At 35.4% G+C, this 17,984-nt stretch carries 15 protein-coding genes and 1 riboswitch; of the genes, 7 read left to right on the top strand and 8 right to left on the bottom strand.

What is annotated here, in order from left to right; genetic code table 11:
• Window positions 1–114: 114 nt before the first annotated feature.
• Complete coding sequence (locus MT390_RS12350; protein WP_166369820.1) at window positions 115–816, top strand: GntR family transcriptional regulator; 702 nt, start codon at window positions 115–117, stop codon at window positions 814–816.
• Window positions 817–1,226: 410 nt separating this feature from the next.
• Here MT390_RS12350 and MT390_RS12345 read toward each other — a convergent pair whose 3' ends face one another.
• From MT390_RS12345 to MT390_RS12330, 4 genes are all read right to left on the bottom strand, one after another.
• On the bottom strand, window positions 1,227–2,126 hold the full coding sequence (locus tag MT390_RS12345) for an ROK family protein (protein ID WP_499441422.1): 900 nt from the start codon (window positions 2,124–2,126) through the stop codon (window positions 1,227–1,229).
• Window positions 2,127–2,266: 140 nt separating this feature from the next.
• A complete protein-coding gene (locus MT390_RS12340) occupies window positions 2,267–3,646 on the bottom strand; it encodes a glycoside hydrolase family 1 protein (RefSeq protein WP_499441420.1) in 1,380 nt (459 codons plus the stop codon).
• 101 nt (window positions 3,647–3,747) lie between these two features.
• Window positions 3,748–4,113 carry a PTS lactose/cellobiose transporter subunit IIA gene (locus MT390_RS12335; RefSeq protein WP_499441418.1) on the bottom strand — a complete coding sequence of 122 codons (366 nt, stop codon included), beginning with the start codon at window positions 4,111–4,113 and terminating at the stop codon, window positions 3,748–3,750.
• Between the two features lie 116 nt (window positions 4,114–4,229).
• Window positions 4,230–5,540: a PTS sugar transporter subunit IIC gene (locus tag MT390_RS12330; RefSeq protein ID WP_166369828.1), complete on the bottom strand. Its 1,311-nt coding sequence runs from the start codon at window positions 5,538–5,540 to the stop codon at window positions 4,230–4,232.
• 1,324 nt (window positions 5,541–6,864) lie between these two features.
• Between MT390_RS12330 and MT390_RS12325 the strand changes: the two genes are divergently transcribed.
• Both MT390_RS12325 and MT390_RS12320 read left to right on the top strand, forming a co-directional pair.
• Window positions 6,865–7,221, top strand: a complete 357-nt coding sequence (locus MT390_RS12325; protein WP_499441416.1) for a hypothetical protein — start codon at window positions 6,865–6,867, stop codon at window positions 7,219–7,221.
• 44 nt (window positions 7,222–7,265) lie between these two features.
• The gene (locus MT390_RS12320) at window positions 7,266–7,562 is read left to right on the top strand and encodes a hypothetical protein (RefSeq protein ID WP_499441415.1); all 297 of its coding nucleotides are present in this window, start codon (window positions 7,266–7,268) and stop codon (window positions 7,560–7,562) included.
• A 373-nt stretch (window positions 7,563–7,935) separates the two neighbouring features.
• On the opposite strand, the gene MT390_RS12315 is transcribed toward MT390_RS12320, so the two are convergent.
• Window positions 7,936–9,345, bottom strand: coding sequence for an SLC13 family permease (locus MT390_RS12315; protein ID WP_499441414.1), 1,410 nt, complete (start codon window positions 9,343–9,345; stop codon window positions 7,936–7,938).
• Window positions 9,346–9,437: 92 nt separating this feature from the next.
• Between MT390_RS12315 and MT390_RS12310 the strand changes: the two genes are divergently transcribed.
• From MT390_RS12310 to MT390_RS12300, 3 genes are all read left to right on the top strand, one after another.
• Window positions 9,438–9,722 (top strand): AraC family ligand binding domain-containing protein, encoded by a 285-nt coding sequence (locus MT390_RS12310; protein WP_299664094.1) that lies wholly within the window; start codon window positions 9,438–9,440, stop codon window positions 9,720–9,722.
• 309 nt (window positions 9,723–10,031) lie between these two features.
• Entirely contained in the window at window positions 10,032–10,505 is a 474-nt protein-coding gene (locus MT390_RS12305; protein ID WP_499441413.1) for a helix-turn-helix domain-containing protein, read from the top strand.
• Window positions 10,506–11,001: 496 nt separating this feature from the next.
• Window positions 11,002–11,090: riboswitch (cyclic di-GMP riboswitch) on the top strand.
• Window positions 11,091–11,177: 87 nt separating this feature from the next.
• On the top strand, window positions 11,178–11,783 hold the full coding sequence (locus tag MT390_RS12300) for a hypothetical protein (RefSeq protein WP_499441412.1): 606 nt from the start codon (window positions 11,178–11,180) through the stop codon (window positions 11,781–11,783).
• Window positions 11,784–12,327: 544 nt separating this feature from the next.
• Here MT390_RS12300 and MT390_RS12295 read toward each other — a convergent pair.
• Together MT390_RS12295 and MT390_RS12290 are read right to left on the bottom strand one after the other, a co-directional pair.
• On the bottom strand, window positions 12,328–13,038 hold the full coding sequence (locus MT390_RS12295) for a methyl-accepting chemotaxis protein (protein WP_499441411.1): 711 nt from the start codon (window positions 13,036–13,038) through the stop codon (window positions 12,328–12,330).
• Complete coding sequence (locus MT390_RS12290) at window positions 13,035–13,877, bottom strand: PAS domain-containing protein (protein ID WP_499441410.1); 843 nt, start codon at window positions 13,875–13,877, stop codon at window positions 13,035–13,037. Before MT390_RS12290 ends, MT390_RS12295 begins: the two co-directional genes overlap by 4 nt.
• Window positions 13,878–14,773: 896 nt before the next feature.
• Here MT390_RS12290 and MT390_RS12285 point away from each other — a divergent pair.
• Complete coding sequence (locus tag MT390_RS12285; protein ID WP_499441409.1) at window positions 14,774–15,604, top strand: transglutaminase-like domain-containing protein; 831 nt, start codon at window positions 14,774–14,776, stop codon at window positions 15,602–15,604.
• Window positions 15,605–15,999: 395 nt separating this feature from the next.
• Here MT390_RS12285 and MT390_RS12280 read toward each other — a convergent pair whose 3' ends face one another.
• Window positions 16,000–17,721, bottom strand: coding sequence for a hypothetical protein (locus tag MT390_RS12280; protein ID WP_499441408.1), 1,722 nt, complete (start codon window positions 17,719–17,721; stop codon window positions 16,000–16,002).
• Between the last annotated feature and the right edge of the window lie 263 nt (window positions 17,722–17,984).

Raw genomic sequence — 17,984 nt, 5'->3', positions numbered from 1 at the left:
ATAATCAACAGACTGTTATTGGAGAACCGTATATGAAATTTGGTTTAATATGCTCCATAAACTATAAAAAAAGTCTGTTTACAAAATAGAAATAGCACTGATGAAAGGGAATACATGGTTAAATATTTAAAAATATACGAGACAATTAAACAGCGTATTCTAGAAATGGAATATCGATTAAATGAAAAACTCCCCGATGGTGCTTCTTTAGGTAAAGAATTTGATTGCAGTGAACTTACTATTAAAAAAGCCCTAGATATTTTGGTTGCTGACGGTTTAGTGGTAAGAAAACGCGGCTCTGGTTCATTCGTTAAACGTCCACTGAATACAACTACATCGCATTTACATGGAACTAAAGCAAACGCAATCAAACATGGTAAAGAAGTTACCTCTAACAACTTAAAATTTGAAATTGTTCCCGCAGATGAACGTATTGCTGAACGTTTAAATTGTAATAGGGGAGATCTAATTTATCACATCATTCGAGTGCGGATTATTGATAGCTTACCGACTGTTATTGAAGATACTTATATGCCAGTGAATATTTTGAATGGATTAACGATTGAGCATACCCAAGACTCGATTTATAGTTTTATTACCAATCAGCTGAAGCTAAAAATACATAGCTCGACGATGGAAATCAGTATTGTAAAAGCGAATGAAATTGAATCTGAAAACTTAAATGTACCGTTAAATGATAAATTAGTCGCTGTAGAACAAATAGTTTATCTTGATAATGGGGATATTTTTGAATATTCAATCTCAAAACATACTACTGATACATACCATTTCTCCACTAATTTCGTCAGATTATAAGTTTGCAATCTACGTAAAAAATATTAATTTTAACGAATCAGATTACCATTAAATACTATGATCTTTCGAAGTCGAATTACACCTAACTAATTCATAGGGTCTGGATATTAGGTGTTAAGTATTATGTGCTTATTCTAGATAATAGAATAAGCAGCACAAAACTTAACTATCTGAATAAGCAATCAAGTTACTTTATACTCGTTATCGTTCAAGCTAACGATCCAGAGGGCAAAAGATGAAGCAAACATCTTCGTTATTAGAAAGTGTCGATTTAATCCGCTAGATCTTCCTCTTTCTGCCTTGAATCTGTTCACTTCACCGCTTACTGAATTTTACACCTTGAATGGTAACGGGTATATATTGATAAGGATAACTTGATTGCCACGCTTAATATCAAGGTGTGTAGTGCTTTATCCTTGTTGATGTAAAAATGCAGCTCCGCGTACGCCTGACGAATCGCCATAAACATTTTTGAGCACTTGAGTAACTGTATTCTTAGTGAATGTATATTTATTTAATTTAGCATTTACTAACGGATATATTTCATCAATATTAGACATACCGCCGCCTAAAACAATCACTTCTGGGTCAACAAAATTTACAATATTGGCGCAAACTCGTGCGAGCTGGTCACAATATAAATCCAAATGTTTCCTCGCTTCAGTATGGCCTTGAGCATACAACTCCATTATTTGTTTTGAATTTGCGTGAAAATACTTTTCCGAGAAAGTACGTGAAAAACCAGTACCAGAAACAAACGATTCTGTGCAGTTTTTAGAACCGCAATAACAATCAATTTGTTCACCATCAATCTTTGATGAATAGCCTGGCAAAGGATTATGCCCAAGTTCTCCGCCCAGTTTATTGAAGCCTGTGACTAATTTATTGTGCACAATCAACCCAGAACCACAACCCGTGCCAATAATAATGGCAACACATGAATTCATTGCCTGTTTTGCCGCTCCATCTTTAAACTCAGAAAGCGCCAAACAATCAGCATCATTGGCGATAGCAATCGGTACATTTATTTTTTGTTTTATATCTCCAATAAAATCTTTACCGTTTAGAATGAGCACATTAGCGCCTTGCATCAATCCATTTTTGTCTATGGAGCCACAACAGCCAAGACCAATAGAATCAATATCACCATACTTTGCAACTTCATTAATAACTGACATTATAGATGATAAAAAACCTTCATAAGTCTCTGTATCAGTATCATATCTATAAGTTATTAAAGTGTCGTATGTTACTGAATCTAAACCTATACCTTCAATTTTCGTCCCACCAATATCTAAGCCAACTATCATCTTATCTACCTGAATTATTTTATCTAAGTTATTTATCTGGTTTATCTACCTAAGTTCTCCACCTAAGTTAACGGGATGAAAAATAGGGGGCTTTTATCTCTATTCGATTAAAACCCACTTCAAAATATAACTTATTAACTTTATTCGAAACCATTGTCTTTTGATACTTGGGCAATCCACTCACCCGATTTTTTAATCGTTCGCTTTTGTGTTTTTAGATCTAATGCAATCCAACCATAACGGTTTTTATATGAATTAGCCCATGACCAACAATCGATAAATGTCCACAAATGGTAACCACGACAATTAGCCCCTTCTTCGATAGCTTTATGTAACCAAGTTAAATGATCTTTTACAAACTCAATTCTGTAGTCATCTTGAATTTGGCCATCGATATTGAATTTTTCTTCCCCCTCAACACCCATTCCATTTTCTGCGATAAACCATTCAATATTGTCATATTCATTCTGAATAATTTTAGCAATATCATAAATCCCCTTCTCATAAATCTCCCAACCTCGATGTGGATTCATTTTTCTATTAGGCATAACGTAATCATCAAAGAATAACTCTGGCATAAAGATCGCATCAGCGTGACGAGCATACTTAGGGGCTTGAGCTCGACGCGGGGCATAGAAATTAACACCTAATAGATCGACAATCCCCTGTTTTAATATTGTTGAATCACCTTCCACAGTCTCGGGTAATTGTTTGTGTTCAGTTAGTAATTCAACCAAGCCTGCTGGGTATTGACCTTTAGTAACAGGGTCTAGAAATGAACGATTAAAAAACCAATCTGCTATTTCAGAAGCTTTCAAGTCAGCAGAATTTTGGGAGCGTGGATAAGAGGGCGTTAAATTCAAAATAATGCCAATCTTGCCATCAAATTTTAATTCACGGTAAGCAATCACAGCCTTAGAATGTGCGATAAGCGTGTTATGAGCTACGGTTGCTGCTCGTTTAAAGTCCACTATATTTGGGTAATGAAAGTCATACAGGTAACCGCCTTCAACGGGTACGATAGGTTCATTGAATGTAAACCAATGTTTAACTCTATCGCCAAATAGTTCAAAACAGGTTTTAGCATATACAGCATAGGCTTCTACAACCTGACGAGATTCCCACCCTCCTTTATCTTGCATACACATCGGCATATCAAAATGAAAAAGATTGATAAATGGTTCAATTTCATGCGCAATTAACTCATTAATGACATTATTATAGAAATCAATCGCTTTCGGATTGACTTCACCAGTACCATTTGGAATTAATCGAGACCAACTAATTGAGGTACGAAAAGAGTTATGTCCTAGCTGCTTCATCAATGCAATATCATCTTTCCAATTGTCATAGAATGTTGAAGCATCTGCACAGCCTACGTTATTGTGGAAACGATTTGGTTCTGTTTTAAACCAATGATCCCAAATGCTGGGCGATTTTCCATCCTGTAATGATGCACCTTCTGATTGCGGTGCTGAAGTAGCGGATCCCCACCAAAAATTCTCAGGAAATTTTTTCATTTTTTGCCTCTCTGATATTAATTAATTTTCAATTTTTTTAATAATCAATTTTTAATAATCAATTTTTAATAATCAATTTTTAATAATCAATATTAAACTGCTTAGCTTGCGACCATTAATTTTTGCAATTCAGCCATCTCTTGACGGAGTAAAATAATCTCCTCTGCAACTTCTTTAGCTAACACCCCTGTCATGATATGGTCTTGGATGTGCGTCAAAATTAAGGTCATAGGCACCTTTCCCTCTCCTTCGTCAAAACCAATTAATGCAGTTTGCGTTTTGTGTACTTCAGTGAAGGCTAAATTGGCTTGCTTTATGAGTAATGATGCTCGTTCAAAATCACCATCTCGGGCAACCAACATTGCTTCCTTCGCAGCGGACTCGCCCATTGCAGCCTGTGTAAGTAGCGTCATTAGAAAGGTTTCAGAGATGTCTTCGACCGAATTTATTTCAAAAATTTCTGACATGATGTGTAATTCCTGATTAATGAATGTAAAAAGTGAATACTTTTTATTGAGCACCCCAAAAATACTTTAAAGTGCTCTACAGATTTCATCGTCTATTGTTGAAGCATAGACATGCATTATACCGCCGATGCTTTATCTGCTTTTGCGTTAGCAGCTTCTTGTTCTAGTAACTCTTTTTCATGCATTTTGAAGAATGGGTAATAAATGACATAAGCGATACATAGGTTAATCATTACCGTCACAAACGCCATAACAGACCAATTCGTTGCCCACATAGCGCCAATCGGTGCAGGTGCAGTCCAAGGTGGTATAGCAATAATACGATGCACTAACTCAAACTTGAACATACACCAAGTAAAGATGCCACAAAGCTGCGGAGCCAAAATCCAAGGTATAAAATAAGTTGGATTCATGACAATTGGAGTGCCGAATGAAACGGGTTCATTAATATTAAAAATCCCAGGAATAAGTGACATTTTACCAATCGTTCTCAAATGAATGGCACGTGATCGCAAGAATAAAAGTACTAATGCCATGGTTGCACCAGAGCCGCCGAACATAATGAAAAAATCAAGCAACGGTTGTGCAAAAATTGCAGGTAATTTTGTGCCTTCAACACCTGCTGCCAATGCATCTTGATTAGCAACTAAGTTAGATAACACAAACGGTGCAATGATCCCTCCGGTAATAGCAGAGCCATGCACACCCGCCCACCATAAAACTTGAGCAATAAAAGAGACTAATAGAAATGCAGCTAACGAGTCCGATGCAGAGATAAGCGGTTTAAATATCTCCATGATAGCTTCTGGAATAATAAAACCAGTTTCTGCATGAATAAAAAGATTGAGAGGATAAATAGTCACCATCACTATCGCAATGGGTATTAACAGGTCAAATGAATCACGTATTTTCTCTGGTACTTGATGAGGTAACTTAATACCCACATTGTATTTATGTAGTAGACGCATCATTTCCGGTACAAATATACCAATGAGAATCGCAGTGAAGATACCCGTTCCTCCCATGAATTGCATTGATAATGCGCCGTCAGAGACTGGAGCTGAAATCATCAAAAATGTTGAGAGTGATAATAAACCGGCCATAAATGGGTTCAGAGTAGAATAAAAACGAGCTAAGTTATAACCTAAACCGGTAACGATCCAAAGCGTCATAATACCCATTGTAAAATTGAATGGGTGTAGAATTTGCTCTCGGTATTCACGGGCAAATGTTGACCAAATATTAGTTGCATTTTCTCCAAAAGGAGGGAAAGCAATAACCAGTAGAAATGAACCAACAATGATAAAAGGGATTGCACCAATAAATGCATCACGAATGGCTTGCACATGTCGCTGTTGCCCGACTCGCCCAGCAACGGGGGCTACTGTACTTTGGAGGAATCCAAAGAATTTATCTTTTATAGTCATTAGCGAATCCTTTTTCTATTTGAATGTAAGTACTAATATTACAGTTGGGTATAAGGTGTTATTTATTTAGCCAAAAAATAAAATATAAATAGCAAGTCTTAAACATGAACTTTAAAAGTAAGAATACATATTTAAAATATGTTTTATAGATCTTAAGTAGGTTTTCATGTTCTAATTTTGATAAGTAATATCATTACATTAAAACCATATGGTTTTAAGTGAGTTAATTAAAAAACAATACTTCCATCACAAAACTATATGGTTTTAAATTAAAGTGATAATGTTATTAGGAGGGGTTAAAGTTGGATCTGATAGGGTTAAAAGAAACTTTAATAAGCATATAAAGCATTGAATCATATTCATTAATAATGAACATCTGAAAATTAACATTTAAATGATAAAAATCATCCACTTAAAGTTTGTTATTTAAGTTCTCTCTTTTTATAGCAACGTAAATGGTCCCCGATAATGTCGATGTTATTTAATTTAATCGGAGGCTCTTATTTTTATGAGTACTCTTAGTCGTCTGCGCTTATCCAGCCATTTTGATACTTATTTACTAGATGTTTTACCCTTGCAGTGACTTTCTTTTGCTTTCCAAAAATAAAAATTATATCTAAAAATAGCAAAGAAAAAGGCACATCGGTTCGTTCTCTGATCCAAGCTAACTATTCATTTTAAACGCATTTTTTCAGGGTGGTGCTCCATAGCCATTCTTTTTTATTATCAAATTAAGCAATGCGACTTTATATTTTCCCATCTAATCATTTATACATGACACACCCATATGGTGGTATTTTTTTGATTGTAATATGTTTTTAATGTATTGTGTGCGCGAATTAAATATAGCTTCTTTATTTAATGGAAAGATATCCATTATTGGGTTAACTCATTGTGTTTATATCCTTTTCTAGATTCGCATCATAAGTGCAGTTTCCTATATTTGATTTAAATAACCACGTAGAGATTACGCTAAGACTTTGATATTAATTTCAGACATCTCAAAGTAAAAAAAACGTAATTTATCTAAATAATATCTGGTTGTGTAGGTAGATAAAATTAAATTCAAAAGGGGAATATACCGCTTTTTAAAATAACAGTTATTGCCGCGTTGGAGCTTTTAGCTGGGTTTGCTGTTTAGGCTGTAGAATAACCCCATTTTTATAAATCTAAGGTAAGCCATTCTTTATAAGCCATTTTTTAAAATATAATAAAATGCGAGAATATGTATTTTTTCCTTAAAAAGAGAAATTATATAGAATCGTTAGGGTTACAAGCACCCAAATTCTAACGTATTAATTAACTCCGAGTGCAAGGAAATAAAATGAAAAAAGTAAAATTAGCTTCATCTGTTCTTATCGGTATATTTTTATCAGGTTGTTCAAATCGCATTGCTGACTTGACTTATGTTTCAACGAAAAATATATCACAAGAAGAGTTAGCTACGGCCACATCAGATAACGTAAGGGTTTCAGGTGAGGATTCTAGCCATATAATTATCTTCATCCCTACGGGTACTCCTAGTGCTGAAGAAGCATTAGATCGCGCAATAGAAAAAAGAAAAGGTGGCATTGCATTAAAAAATGCAACCTTACATAGTTCTTGGTTTTATATTCCATATATTTATGGAAAATCTACTATTACTGTTGAAGGTGAGGTTTTAGTGCCTTTAAAAAAATAAAATAAAGAGTAACCCTAACAAGCAATCAGCAATATTAAAAATAGTTGGCTATTGCTTGTTCTTTGGGAGTTTTAGCCTGTTATTTGGTCATTGAGGCTGAAAATGAGAAATTCTACAACCTCGTTGTTAATTTATTATTTTGGCCTGCCTCTATCTTGTGGGATCCTGTCAGTGGTTATGATGGTGCTCAATCAATTAACTACGATATGACTAAAACATATTTAAGAAAAGAAAAGGGTAAGGAATTAATTGCTTTAGAAGAACTATTAATTGCTGATCAAATCGATAATAAAACTTATCTTATTGAGAAAAGAAAGATTGAGCAAAAATACGAGTATTAATCGATTTTCGACCCTGTAAATAGTGCTGTTATCTTTTTCAGCTATATTTTGCATTAGTTAAAAATCTCTTAATCTCTTTGCGAGGTAGTAAGCTTAGCCATGCTAAGTTACCTCCTCGCAACTTTATTTCAAAACAGCGTCTAACAACAATGCTTATCAACAATACCTATCAACAATACCTATCAAAAAATCTCTTAACAATTATCCAAAACAGCGTCTAACAACAATACCGATCAATAACACTTAACCCCACAACAGAAACTAATCCTAAATTATATGCTTAGCCATATAGCGTTCACTTCACGACGGTTCTTGTCTTTAAGTGCTTGCCTAGCCAAAAAGTATAAAAGCGATTATTTTCTTTTTCAAAAAATTATAGCCAGCCCAATAGTTGCCACCATAAGTAATCAAGTGGCATTAACACCACTATGGTTAATATCGCTAACGGTATCGTTATTTTTACTAAGCTCGTAAGTGACTCCCTTGATAACTGCATGGCAAGCACTAAAGGAGCTACTTGATAAGGGAATAATACAGTTGAAAAGCCAATAACTTGTGTCATTAATACTGCGGGTAATGAAAGTCCTGTGGCTTGTGCAAAATCAGTGGCCATCGGTGAGAGTACGGTAGGGACACCGGGAACAGTTGTTACTAATCCTGTTAATGTTGAAATAAGTGAAAGCGACATAAAACTAAAAAAGCCGTTTTCCGATGCGCTCGGTAATAAATGAGTGAATGCTTCTCCCATAAACGCACCTACACCTGAAACATTAACCAATGTGCCTAAGCCGAGTGCTGCAGCAACAAATACGACGGTACCAAAATCAACTGAACTGTTAAATTTCTTTGTTTCAAGTACACCCCATCGTGGTAATAATAAAACGATAGTCGCAACAAGACCGACCCAAGCTGGGTTCACACCATGTATTGAGTCAGTGATCCAAAACAGTAAGGTGAGTCCGAGAATAATGACAACTTTTCTTTGTAATTTATTGATATGTATATGGTCACTCGGTTCATTTGTATCCTGAGCATGCAGGCTCTTAGTAGGTTTGTCGACAATTGACGCAGGAAAAAACTTCAATACTAAGTATATAATTAAGAGTGATTTAACAATTCCTAGTATTGGAAAATGTAATAGTAAATATTCCATATAACCAAAGTGTACATTAAACAGTGTTTCACTGGATCCGACTAAAATCATATTAGGAATATTTGCTGGTAGTACCGCAAAACTAGGCATGTTGCATGAAATTGCTAACGCCGTTGCCACACCTTTACGGCCATTACTTCCTTGAGCAAAGCCCACATGCTCAGCAAGCGCCATCCCCACTGGAATTAATACCACGGCGCGACCAACTGAGGAGGGCATAATAAACCCTAAAATAATGGCACTAAACACTAACCCTGAGATAAGTCGTGGATAGCTAAGTGTTAAATGTGGTGCAATGAATGAAGCACATTTTTTATCTAAAGCTGAGGTGGAAATAGCTGAGCCAATAATAAACCCTGAAATAATCAGCCAAACAGCGGTGGATGAGAATCCTGAAAATAAAGCACTAGGTTCGATTAATTGCAATATCACTGATAAAGCAAAAAACATTAATCCAGTTAAGAAAGGGGGGAGCAGTGAAGCACTCCAACAGGTCAGAGTTATTAGTATAACTGCAGCGCTATATGAAAATGAAACGGGATAGTTTGCTAATGGAAACGCCATCATATAGAGAGCAGCAGCAATAGCGGTAAATGCAGCTATGCTTTTAAAATTAAGTGTAGGCGCCACGACAGTGATCCTTGTTATGTTGAAAAATGTTGCAACGAAGACGTTGATGCGTCTATGATATCTAACCTTTGTTGGCGTTTTAAGTGGTTATTATGACAAAAGATATCGCTAATGCGACAATGTTGCCTCCAAGCAATGTCGCTTTTATTGTAGACTCGACCAAACCTGTACTTACCCATCAAAGAAGTATGCCGGCAGAAGCTAACATCATGTCCCATGCTCATCCTCGAGGTCAATTATTATGGGCTGAGAAAGGTGTATTGCGAGTGACAGGAGAAGAAAACGTTTGGGTTGTTCCTTCTTCACATGCAATGTGGATCCCTGGTGATATTACCCATCAAGTTAGTAGCGAAACCAATACACGTATTCGTAATTAATACCCGTTACCACTCAATATGCATTATTCAGTCGCTAACTCGGACATCAAGACAAGGCGTAACATGACGACAATGGTTAATCCTTATCGAATGTTACAACGCAGTATTGGTTTTCGAGTTAGCGACCCACAGGGCATGCCGTGAGATAACCATCTTCGTTGTTATAAAGTTTCGATTTAACTCATTATATCTTCAACTTTATGCCTAGAACCTGTTCACCTCACGTCTTGCTGATTTTTGCATCTTGAATGATAACGGGTATGTATCGACCCCAGTTATAAAGTACGGAAGCAAGAACAAACGATAGTGATGGTCGCTATTAGTCCGCTATTACAACAAATAATATTGCGTTTAACTGATACCAAACAAACATTATCTGAAATACGTAAACAACGATTGGGTTTAGTCGCAATCGATGAATTAGAAATCTTGCCCGCGGTTAACGCGTGTATACATTCAGGACATGATCCAAGGTTGCAACGTCTAGTTAGCTATATCGTGCTGCACCCTAAGCAGTCGCTCTCATTAGTAGAATTATCTAGGTTAGCTGGCGCAAGTGTAAGAACCATTGAACGACTCTTTAAAACTGAAACTGGTATGACCTTTCGTCAATGGCGAAGCCGGTTTCGATTAATGAATGCATTGGTGCAATTATCTGAAGGTGAAAGTTCAACGGCCGTAGCCTATGAATTAGGGTATAAAAGTGTCAGCAGTTTTATCCAAGCGTTCAAAATACAGTTTGGTTGTACACCGCAAGAATACAATAGGCGCCAATTATTGTAGGTTGCTAATAAACTAATCTAACGCATTATCTATTGATACCTGTTAAATGCTGTTTCGTTATTTTTTATGTAAAGGGCTGCTTCATTATTGGGCTACTTAATAGACTACGTAATTGATCATTTAATAGATTACGTAACCAAGGTAATTTGTTACCAAAATTAACATTTCCCTTTTATCCATTTTTCCTGACGTTCAAAAAATAACTTGGTCCTTATTACGCGAATCCAAAGAGTAATTAGATTGCGATTATTTGAAACAATAGACTGCTACAGATAAGTGTTATATTTTTTTGATTTATTAATAATTAATTTTAATGCGTTGATAAATAATGATATTTACATTTTATTGCTTTATAAAGGATGTTTCGAATTTGTATTAAAATTTAAGCGTGCTATAAATAATTGTCTAATTTAATTTTTATCAATTCGATAAATTAATATCATAAATAATAATCTATTGCGCTAATGCATCTGATTCAGTAATTACAATATTATTAGCTAGAAAAAGGCAACTTAAGGGAAACCTTAATACGCAAAACCACCGGCCTATTGACAATTTATTGTCTACGGTAGCGGAGTTACCGAGGCCATGATACTTCTCATTTATCCTCTTTATTTTTTTCTTCTGTTATATATAAAAATTTCTGAATCATCACTTTTGTTGGAGACAAAAATGATGATTTTAAAAACCACGCTATTTAAAGCGATGTTATGTCTTTTTCCTGTTCTATTAATGGGTTGTGGTTCATCTGGCTCATCAAGTTCAGAGTCAGCTAAAGTATCAGAACAAGCTGATTCAAATGAAGAATCTGCTGCTAAAGAGTCATTAGATACAATAATCGCCACAGAAGATGATGCAGTAGAAGACTCTACTTCAGAGAACACTCTAGTTGAGGACTCAAGAAGTGAGACTCCTATTCTTAGTGGGTCGATTGATAATGGAGCGATTGTTAATGAATCTATTCTTGAAGAAGAAAGCACACAACAAACGGATACGTCTTCAAATACCGATGATTTACTCAGCACTCCTGAGTCAGAACAAGCGAGTGAAGTCGATTTATATATCACTTGGGGTGATAATTCTGATAATGAAGTAGAATTTATTATCGAGCGCCGTATTCAATCTAATGTTGATTATGGAACTACGTATTATGTTGCTGAAAATACAACATCATATAATGACGAAGGTGTTCAAGTAGGTGAAACTTACTGCTATCGTGTTAGTGCATCAAACAGTATTGGTAAATCGTCATCGTCTGAACAATGTATAGAATTATAATTTCAGTCCAAATCTAAGCCAAACCAAACACTCTGTTTGGCTTTGCAAATAAATCACTTTCTTATTCCATATCAAAACCCAGTGCTGGCATCGCACTGATATCAATACTATACGTTTGCGCTGATCATGGTATTTATCGTAGTATTTTATCCTGTTTGGCTTTGCTAAAAGCAATTGATGATTTGCTAAGGCTTAACGTGGCGGGATCTAACTATGTTGAGCATGGTCTTATTTAAAGTGATTTTTAGATCATGGTGCAAAAGGTAATGCTTTCTCGGTTAGCTCTACACTCTTATGAGTCACTTAAAAGTAACCTATCCCAATTATAAGATTCTAATCTAAACGTAGAGCAAATTGCCTTAGATAAATAAAGTTATTATAACACAATTGGCGCATTCAAATTCGTACCTATTATTAACTATTAATTTTGCCAATTCTGCTGAAATTAAATATATGACTGAAGATGATTTAAATCAATGGGGAAGGCAATACTGACCCCATCCATTGATACTTTTTTATTACCTGCTTATTCAAAGACTGGAAGTTATTTAAAGCGGATCACTAGCTCATGAAGATCGTCAGCAGTTTTACTCAGGTCATTAATAGAAGAGGCTGCATCGCTTGTAATAGTTACATTGTCATCGGTTAAGTCTGAAATACTGACTACTTGGCGATTAATATCTTCAGATACGTGAGTTTGCTGTTCAACAGCTGCGGCGATTTGGATAGACATATCTGAAATTTTACCAACAGAGTCAACAATGCCATTAAGCATTTCCCCACTCTCTAATACCCTTTCTAAACCGTTATTTGCTTCAATGGTGCCTTTTTGTACGTGAGCGACGGCATCGTCTGTTTTTTGGGTTAATAATTCAACGATATTATAAATCTCACTGGTTGAATCTTGTGTATTTTTGGCAAGGTTCCTCACTTCATCGGCAACAACCGCAAAACCTCTGCCTTGTTCGCCTGCTCGAGCGGCTTCAATCGCGGCATTTAATGCAAGTAAATTGGTCTGTTTTGCAATTTTCTCAATCATATTCGTCGCTGTAGCAATTAACTTTGCTTGTTCTGATACGCTAATAACCGATTGACTAATGGTTTGCACCGTTTTTCGTAGTTCATTGATTGAATCACTGGTAACTTTAGCTAGTTGTTTACCTTCTGTAGCAAGCCCAAATGCAGTTTCAGTATATTTTGCCGTATCATTAACTCGTTCAGAGACCTCTGCAATTGTTGATGTTATTTCATTCATTGCAGTTGCAACTTGAGTGGTTTCTGACTGTTGTTGCTCCAGGCTATTTTAGAGTTTTGCACGAGTGTCGATGATTGATGAGAGCTTGCAGAAACTTTTTTTGCCGCATCTTCAATACGACTAATAATAGTTGTTAAATGAGCCTGTTGACTAAGAGTTGCCACTTCTAAACTACCCAGCATACCAGTGTTGTTTGTATAGGATTGCACTGCTTGTTCGTGAGAAAAGTTATGTTTTAAACATTGAGACAAATTAGTGATAATGCGCTTTTTTACCGCGCTAACCCAAATGCCATATAAAATAGTTGAACAAGCAAGAAGGCTAAATGCAACTGGTATTGACCCTGCTATATAACTAACAATAGACAAAATCAACATGACACTTATAAATATAGTTGGCGCTGAAACAGGCGCAGGTTTCTTTAGTCCCTTTCCTGCAGTTACTCGTTTATAAAGCTTTTCTGCTCTTTCGACATTCTCCTGTTTAGGGCATGACCGAACAGACTCATAGCCAATAATTACACCATTTTCAGTCACGGGTGTGACATAGGCATCAACCCAATAATATTGCCCATCTTTGCAGCGGTTTTTAACCAAACCCATCCAAGGTTTACCTTGCTTTAGGTGCTTCCACATTACTTCAAATACTGCTGGTGGCATATCAGGGTGCCTGACTAGATTATGCGGTTGGCCAATTAATTCATCACGCGAAAAACCACTTATTTCAACAAAAGCATCGTTACAATAAGTTATATTGCCATCGTTATTTGTTACTGAAATTAATTTGGAATCTGGAGAGAATGTTTTTCGTTGATCGATAACGGGCAGATTTTTACGCATTAAATTTAACCTTGGTTGATATTAAAACTTGGTTGATATTAAAACCCATTAAATACAATAGATTTTTGATAAAAGTAAACTGTAGTGTGTCAAATAAGTTGTAAGGACTTAATACGAAATTAAATCGTTAACTACTGTAAAACCATAATAAGAGCTCTGATGAATTTGCATTTAAATAGCTCCTACGAGGTATTTTTTTGAGGATTTTACAGGACTTGTTAACAAAAACACACCTTATATCTGTCGGTTAAGAATTTGTTTCTTATATAGTGATTTAGCCTTGTTTTTTGATAAAAATATTACTCTTTAAATACGTAAATAATGTAGGTAAGCAGTCGGGTTTTTCTCTTTTTATTTATATTCATGCACGAAGGTTGGCGCTATTTAAAGCACATTATTTATTCCCTAGTAAGGCGAAGATTACGTAATTTAGTCAAATGTCTGATTTGATTTTGTTAAAAGCCATGCTTTTGAGAAAGCATAACGGGGATGGATATTGCCTAAATTGCTTAGATGAATAAGGCTTTAAACGGAGAAACAGGCGCACTTACAAAATAAAAACGTTATTTTTAGAACACTTTTAGTTTCTAATGGGTTTAAGTCTAACTGGTTTAATTTTAATTACTTTAACTACTCTAATCGCTTTAATCTTAATTTGTGTCTTATTTATTAAGCTTAATTATTTTCAGGTGTGGCGCATACCCTATAGGAGGTGTTTTTATTTTTTTGTTAAAAATGAAAGGCTTTCATTACTTAATGCGCATATACTCGGCGAGTTAAATCAATTAATGTAGGCAGGAGAATTTCGTTTAATTAGATAAAAGATTCAATGATACAGGGTGGTTTATCTGTATTTATTGGTTGTTATGGCGAACATCCATTAGAGGTCGTCTGTTATGTATTTAGTCAATATATCTTCAGAGCTTATTTATACCGTCGAATCCCCCTCAAGCTTTGTTTTTAACATCGCAGCTGCGAATACTGTGCATCAAAAAACAGTACAAGAAAATCTTATTATCTCTCCTTCCATCGACAGTGAATGGTTTCAACTAAATGATTTTGGTTGTCGTGGCCTGCGTTTAACAACAGAGCCCTGTGAACTTAGCATTCGATATAATGCCAGCGTCGAATTATCACCAGAAATAGAACGCGTATTTTATTTAAATGAAGTAGAACATAAAAGGCTACCGGCTTCTGTTCTGCCTTTTTTAAGTCCGAGTCGTTATTGTGAGTCAGACCGATTAGGGCGCTTTGCTTGGAATGAGTTTGGTCAGTTAGCCAGTGGTTACTCGCGCGTTCAGGAAATTTGTAACTGGGTCAATACGCATATTGATTATGTTGCGGGCAGTACAGATAGCTCGACAAGTGCCTGTGATGTGCTTATTCAGCGTGCGGGTGTTTGCCGTGATTTTGCACATGTGAGTATTGCGCTATGTCGTGCTTTGGGTATCCCTGCACGCTATGTGTCGGGTTATGCGGTTGGATTAAAACCGCCTGACTTTCATGGTTTCTTTGAAGTTTATTTGGAAGATCGTTGGTATCTTTTTGATGCAACCCGAATGGCACCCATTAGCGGGTTGGTTAGGGCGGGGATTGGCCTTGATGCAGCGGATGCGTCATTTGCGAATATTGTTGGTCAAGTAACTATGTTGTCGATTAATGTGCAGGCAGACGCTGCTGATCCGTCTTTTTTATATAGTGATGGTGTACCAGTATCGACGGCGTAGTTTAGTTTTTTGAGTTATGTTGTTATCTTATTATGTAGCTGTGTGGCTTTGAAGTTATATAGCTATGGGGTTAATGTTCGTCTGCGCTCATCCTGTCATTTTGATTATTATTTGTTTGGTGTTTCGCCTTGTCGGCGACCTCACTTTCTCTGAACAGCAGAGAAAGTGGGCAAAGAGAGCTGTCACCGATTCGTTTTCTGATCCAAGTAATAAATTCCTTTCTCAACGCACCAGTTCATACGGAATATTCACCGGTCATGTGCTGAATGAACTTAAGCCAAACGTCCTGTTTGGCTTTGCTGAAAGGAATTGATGACTTGGGAAAACTCAACGGTGGGAGGATGTAGCCATGTTGAGTTATGTTTTATTTGAACCTATTGTTCAGCAGTGTGTAATCATAATTTTTCTATCCCTGCTTTAACCGCATTTATTAATAATTGTAAGGTGCCTTTTTTCTGAGAAGGCTGGATTATCTTTATCTCCGGCTCTAATAAATTTAATAGTTCAATTAAAGTGTTTTTTTCATTCCCAAGAAAATCACGTATATTGATTGATTTATACCTGTTGAAAAGAAAATCAGCAAACTCTCCAATATCTCTAATTGACCAGTTGTTAATGACTTTAAACCATTGTTCAGAAGTGTATTTATTAATAAAGTCATAGTGTTGGAATTTATTATATATTTCGATATCTGTCTCTACCCATGATTGTTTAATTTTTTCAAAAAGTGAGTCATTATCCTCTGCTACTTTTTTAATCGTCGATATTTCTTTTTGATTATTAAATTTATCAAGTATTACCTGTGTATAAATTTTCAATGATTGGTGCCTATTTTCTAAAGAAAGTAGGTCAAAATTCTTTTCTTCACATAAATCTGAAATTTGATTAAGAAAACCTATTTTATCTCCTTCTATAAATTCTTGATCTAATAAATAAAGGTAGAAATCACAGCCTTCAAACCATTTCGATATCGGTACCTCAATGTCCTCAAAAATAAATTTTTTTAGTTTTTGTATCAAATCAGCAAACTCTGTTTTTGATAGCGTATAACCTCTTGAAAAAATAAGCTTGTCGATTGGATCATCTTTGCCTGGTAATCGACCTAATTTGCTTATTGATGGAGGAATATGTATTTTACCGCTGCAATATTCGACCATCTCATTCGATGGTACATTAATAAGTCTATATTTTTTAAGCTCATCTTTTTCAATATCTTGAGGATTGTTTTTTGTACCTGATATTGAGTTTATTTTTGATTTTAAACTTAACCCTGTAATTATTTCCTCTGAATTTTTCCCCAAGCAATAATGCAAATAAGAAATTCGTAGAACGCCTTCAATTATTAATTCCATACTTGCATCAATATCAATAAGCTCATCATGAGTTATTAATTTATAAATATTAGCTAGTCTATTCGCAGCTCTTTTTAGAGCCCTGAGGTTTGTAAAAGCTAGCGTGTTAACTTCTTTCTCTATGATATGTTGGTACTTGTCAAAGTAGTCGTAGTGTTGAAATGTGATTTGTAATATTTCTTGATTTGTTCTCTGGAAATAGACCCTATCAGAAAAAGACTTTTCAACCATCGCTTCATCAATTTTTGCTTTCTTACCATTCATCACAAAAATAAATTCTAAGCTTTTTTCTTCAATGAGTTGCAAGCATTCACCAACTATAATTTTTTCTAAGTCAGCGTTACCAATACGTTCGAGATCGTCCAGTATTACAGTAACATCAGTAACATCAGTAATTCTATTCAGTATTGCATGTTTAACCACGCCGGTTGATCCCTTAAGAATAGATGCTATTGTTCCTCCATCTTCTCTTACATTTTTTAATATGGACAAAGTACTGTCGGCGAGTTTATCTAGAAAGTTTTGATCTGCCTTTTCCGATAAATAAACAGAAGATATTAACTTATCTCTAAAGTCATCGATGCTAGATAGTCCTGTTAAAGAAAAGAATACAACCTTTTTTTGTTTTTTAACTTCGAAAAACGGGATCAATTCAGTTTTAATGTAATGAGTTTTACCGACTCCCCACTCGCCATCAAGCATAACCATTGATGGAAATGAGTCATCCTCAAGCAAGGCCAATATTTGTTTAGTTGTTTGTGACATAATCATCTTTAACTTTTTGAGTATTAAAAGGAATTTTACTAATCATTAAATTAAAGTATCAGCACCACTCAATTGAAGCAATAATAAATAGTATCAGTTACATTGGTCTAATCTTCTTAAATCATCTTAAGCCTTAAGTTCGTTTTTAGTAATCATCTCCTACTAAACAACCAACTCACAATATTTAACTTCCTAATTACTAAATATTTTCAATCACTTAACCCAATCACGCTAGTGGACTTCTATATTTAAAAAAATAACCG

Origin of the sequence: Vibrio sp. 2-Bac 85, from assembly GCF_037546705.1 — a bacterium.
Lineage (GTDB): Bacteria > Pseudomonadota > Gammaproteobacteria > Enterobacterales > Psychromonadaceae > Psychromonas.
The sequence above is the reverse complement of the archived record's forward strand: the minus strand, read 5'-3'. Positions and strand labels throughout refer to the sequence as shown.

Coding starts and splice junctions, on each gene's coding strand:
- MT390_RS12350 (WP_166369820.1), top strand. CDS start 115: ATGGTTAAATATTTAAAAATATACGAGACAATTAAACAGCGTATTCTA.
- MT390_RS12345 (WP_499441422.1), bottom strand. CDS start 2,126: ATGATAGTTGGCTTAGATATTGGTGGGACGAAAATTGAAGGTATAGGT.
- MT390_RS12340 (WP_499441420.1), bottom strand. CDS start 3,646: ATGAAAAAATTTCCTGAGAATTTTTGGTGGGGATCCGCTACTTCAGCA.
- MT390_RS12335 (WP_499441418.1), bottom strand. CDS start 4,113: ATGTCAGAAATTTTTGAAATAAATTCGGTCGAAGACATCTCTGAAACC.
- MT390_RS12330 (WP_166369828.1), bottom strand. CDS start 5,540: ATGACTATAAAAGATAAATTCTTTGGATTCCTCCAAAGTACAGTAGCC.
- MT390_RS12325 (WP_499441416.1), top strand. CDS start 6,865: ATGAAAAAAGTAAAATTAGCTTCATCTGTTCTTATCGGTATATTTTTA.
- MT390_RS12310 (WP_299664094.1), top strand. CDS start 9,438: ATGACAAAAGATATCGCTAATGCGACAATGTTGCCTCCAAGCAATGTC.
- MT390_RS12305 (WP_499441413.1), top strand. CDS start 10,032: ATGGTCGCTATTAGTCCGCTATTACAACAAATAATATTGCGTTTAACT.
- MT390_RS12300 (WP_499441412.1), top strand. CDS start 11,178: ATGATGATTTTAAAAACCACGCTATTTAAAGCGATGTTATGTCTTTTT.
- MT390_RS12295 (WP_499441411.1), bottom strand. CDS start 13,038: ATGAATGAAATAACATCAACAATTGCAGAGGTCTCTGAACGAGTTAAT.
- MT390_RS12290 (WP_499441410.1), bottom strand. CDS start 13,877: ATGCGTAAAAATCTGCCCGTTATCGATCAACGAAAAACATTCTCTCCA.
- MT390_RS12285 (WP_499441409.1), top strand. CDS start 14,774: ATGTATTTAGTCAATATATCTTCAGAGCTTATTTATACCGTCGAATCC.
- MT390_RS12280 (WP_499441408.1), bottom strand. CDS start 17,721: ATGTCACAAACAACTAAACAAATATTGGCCTTGCTTGAGGATGACTCA.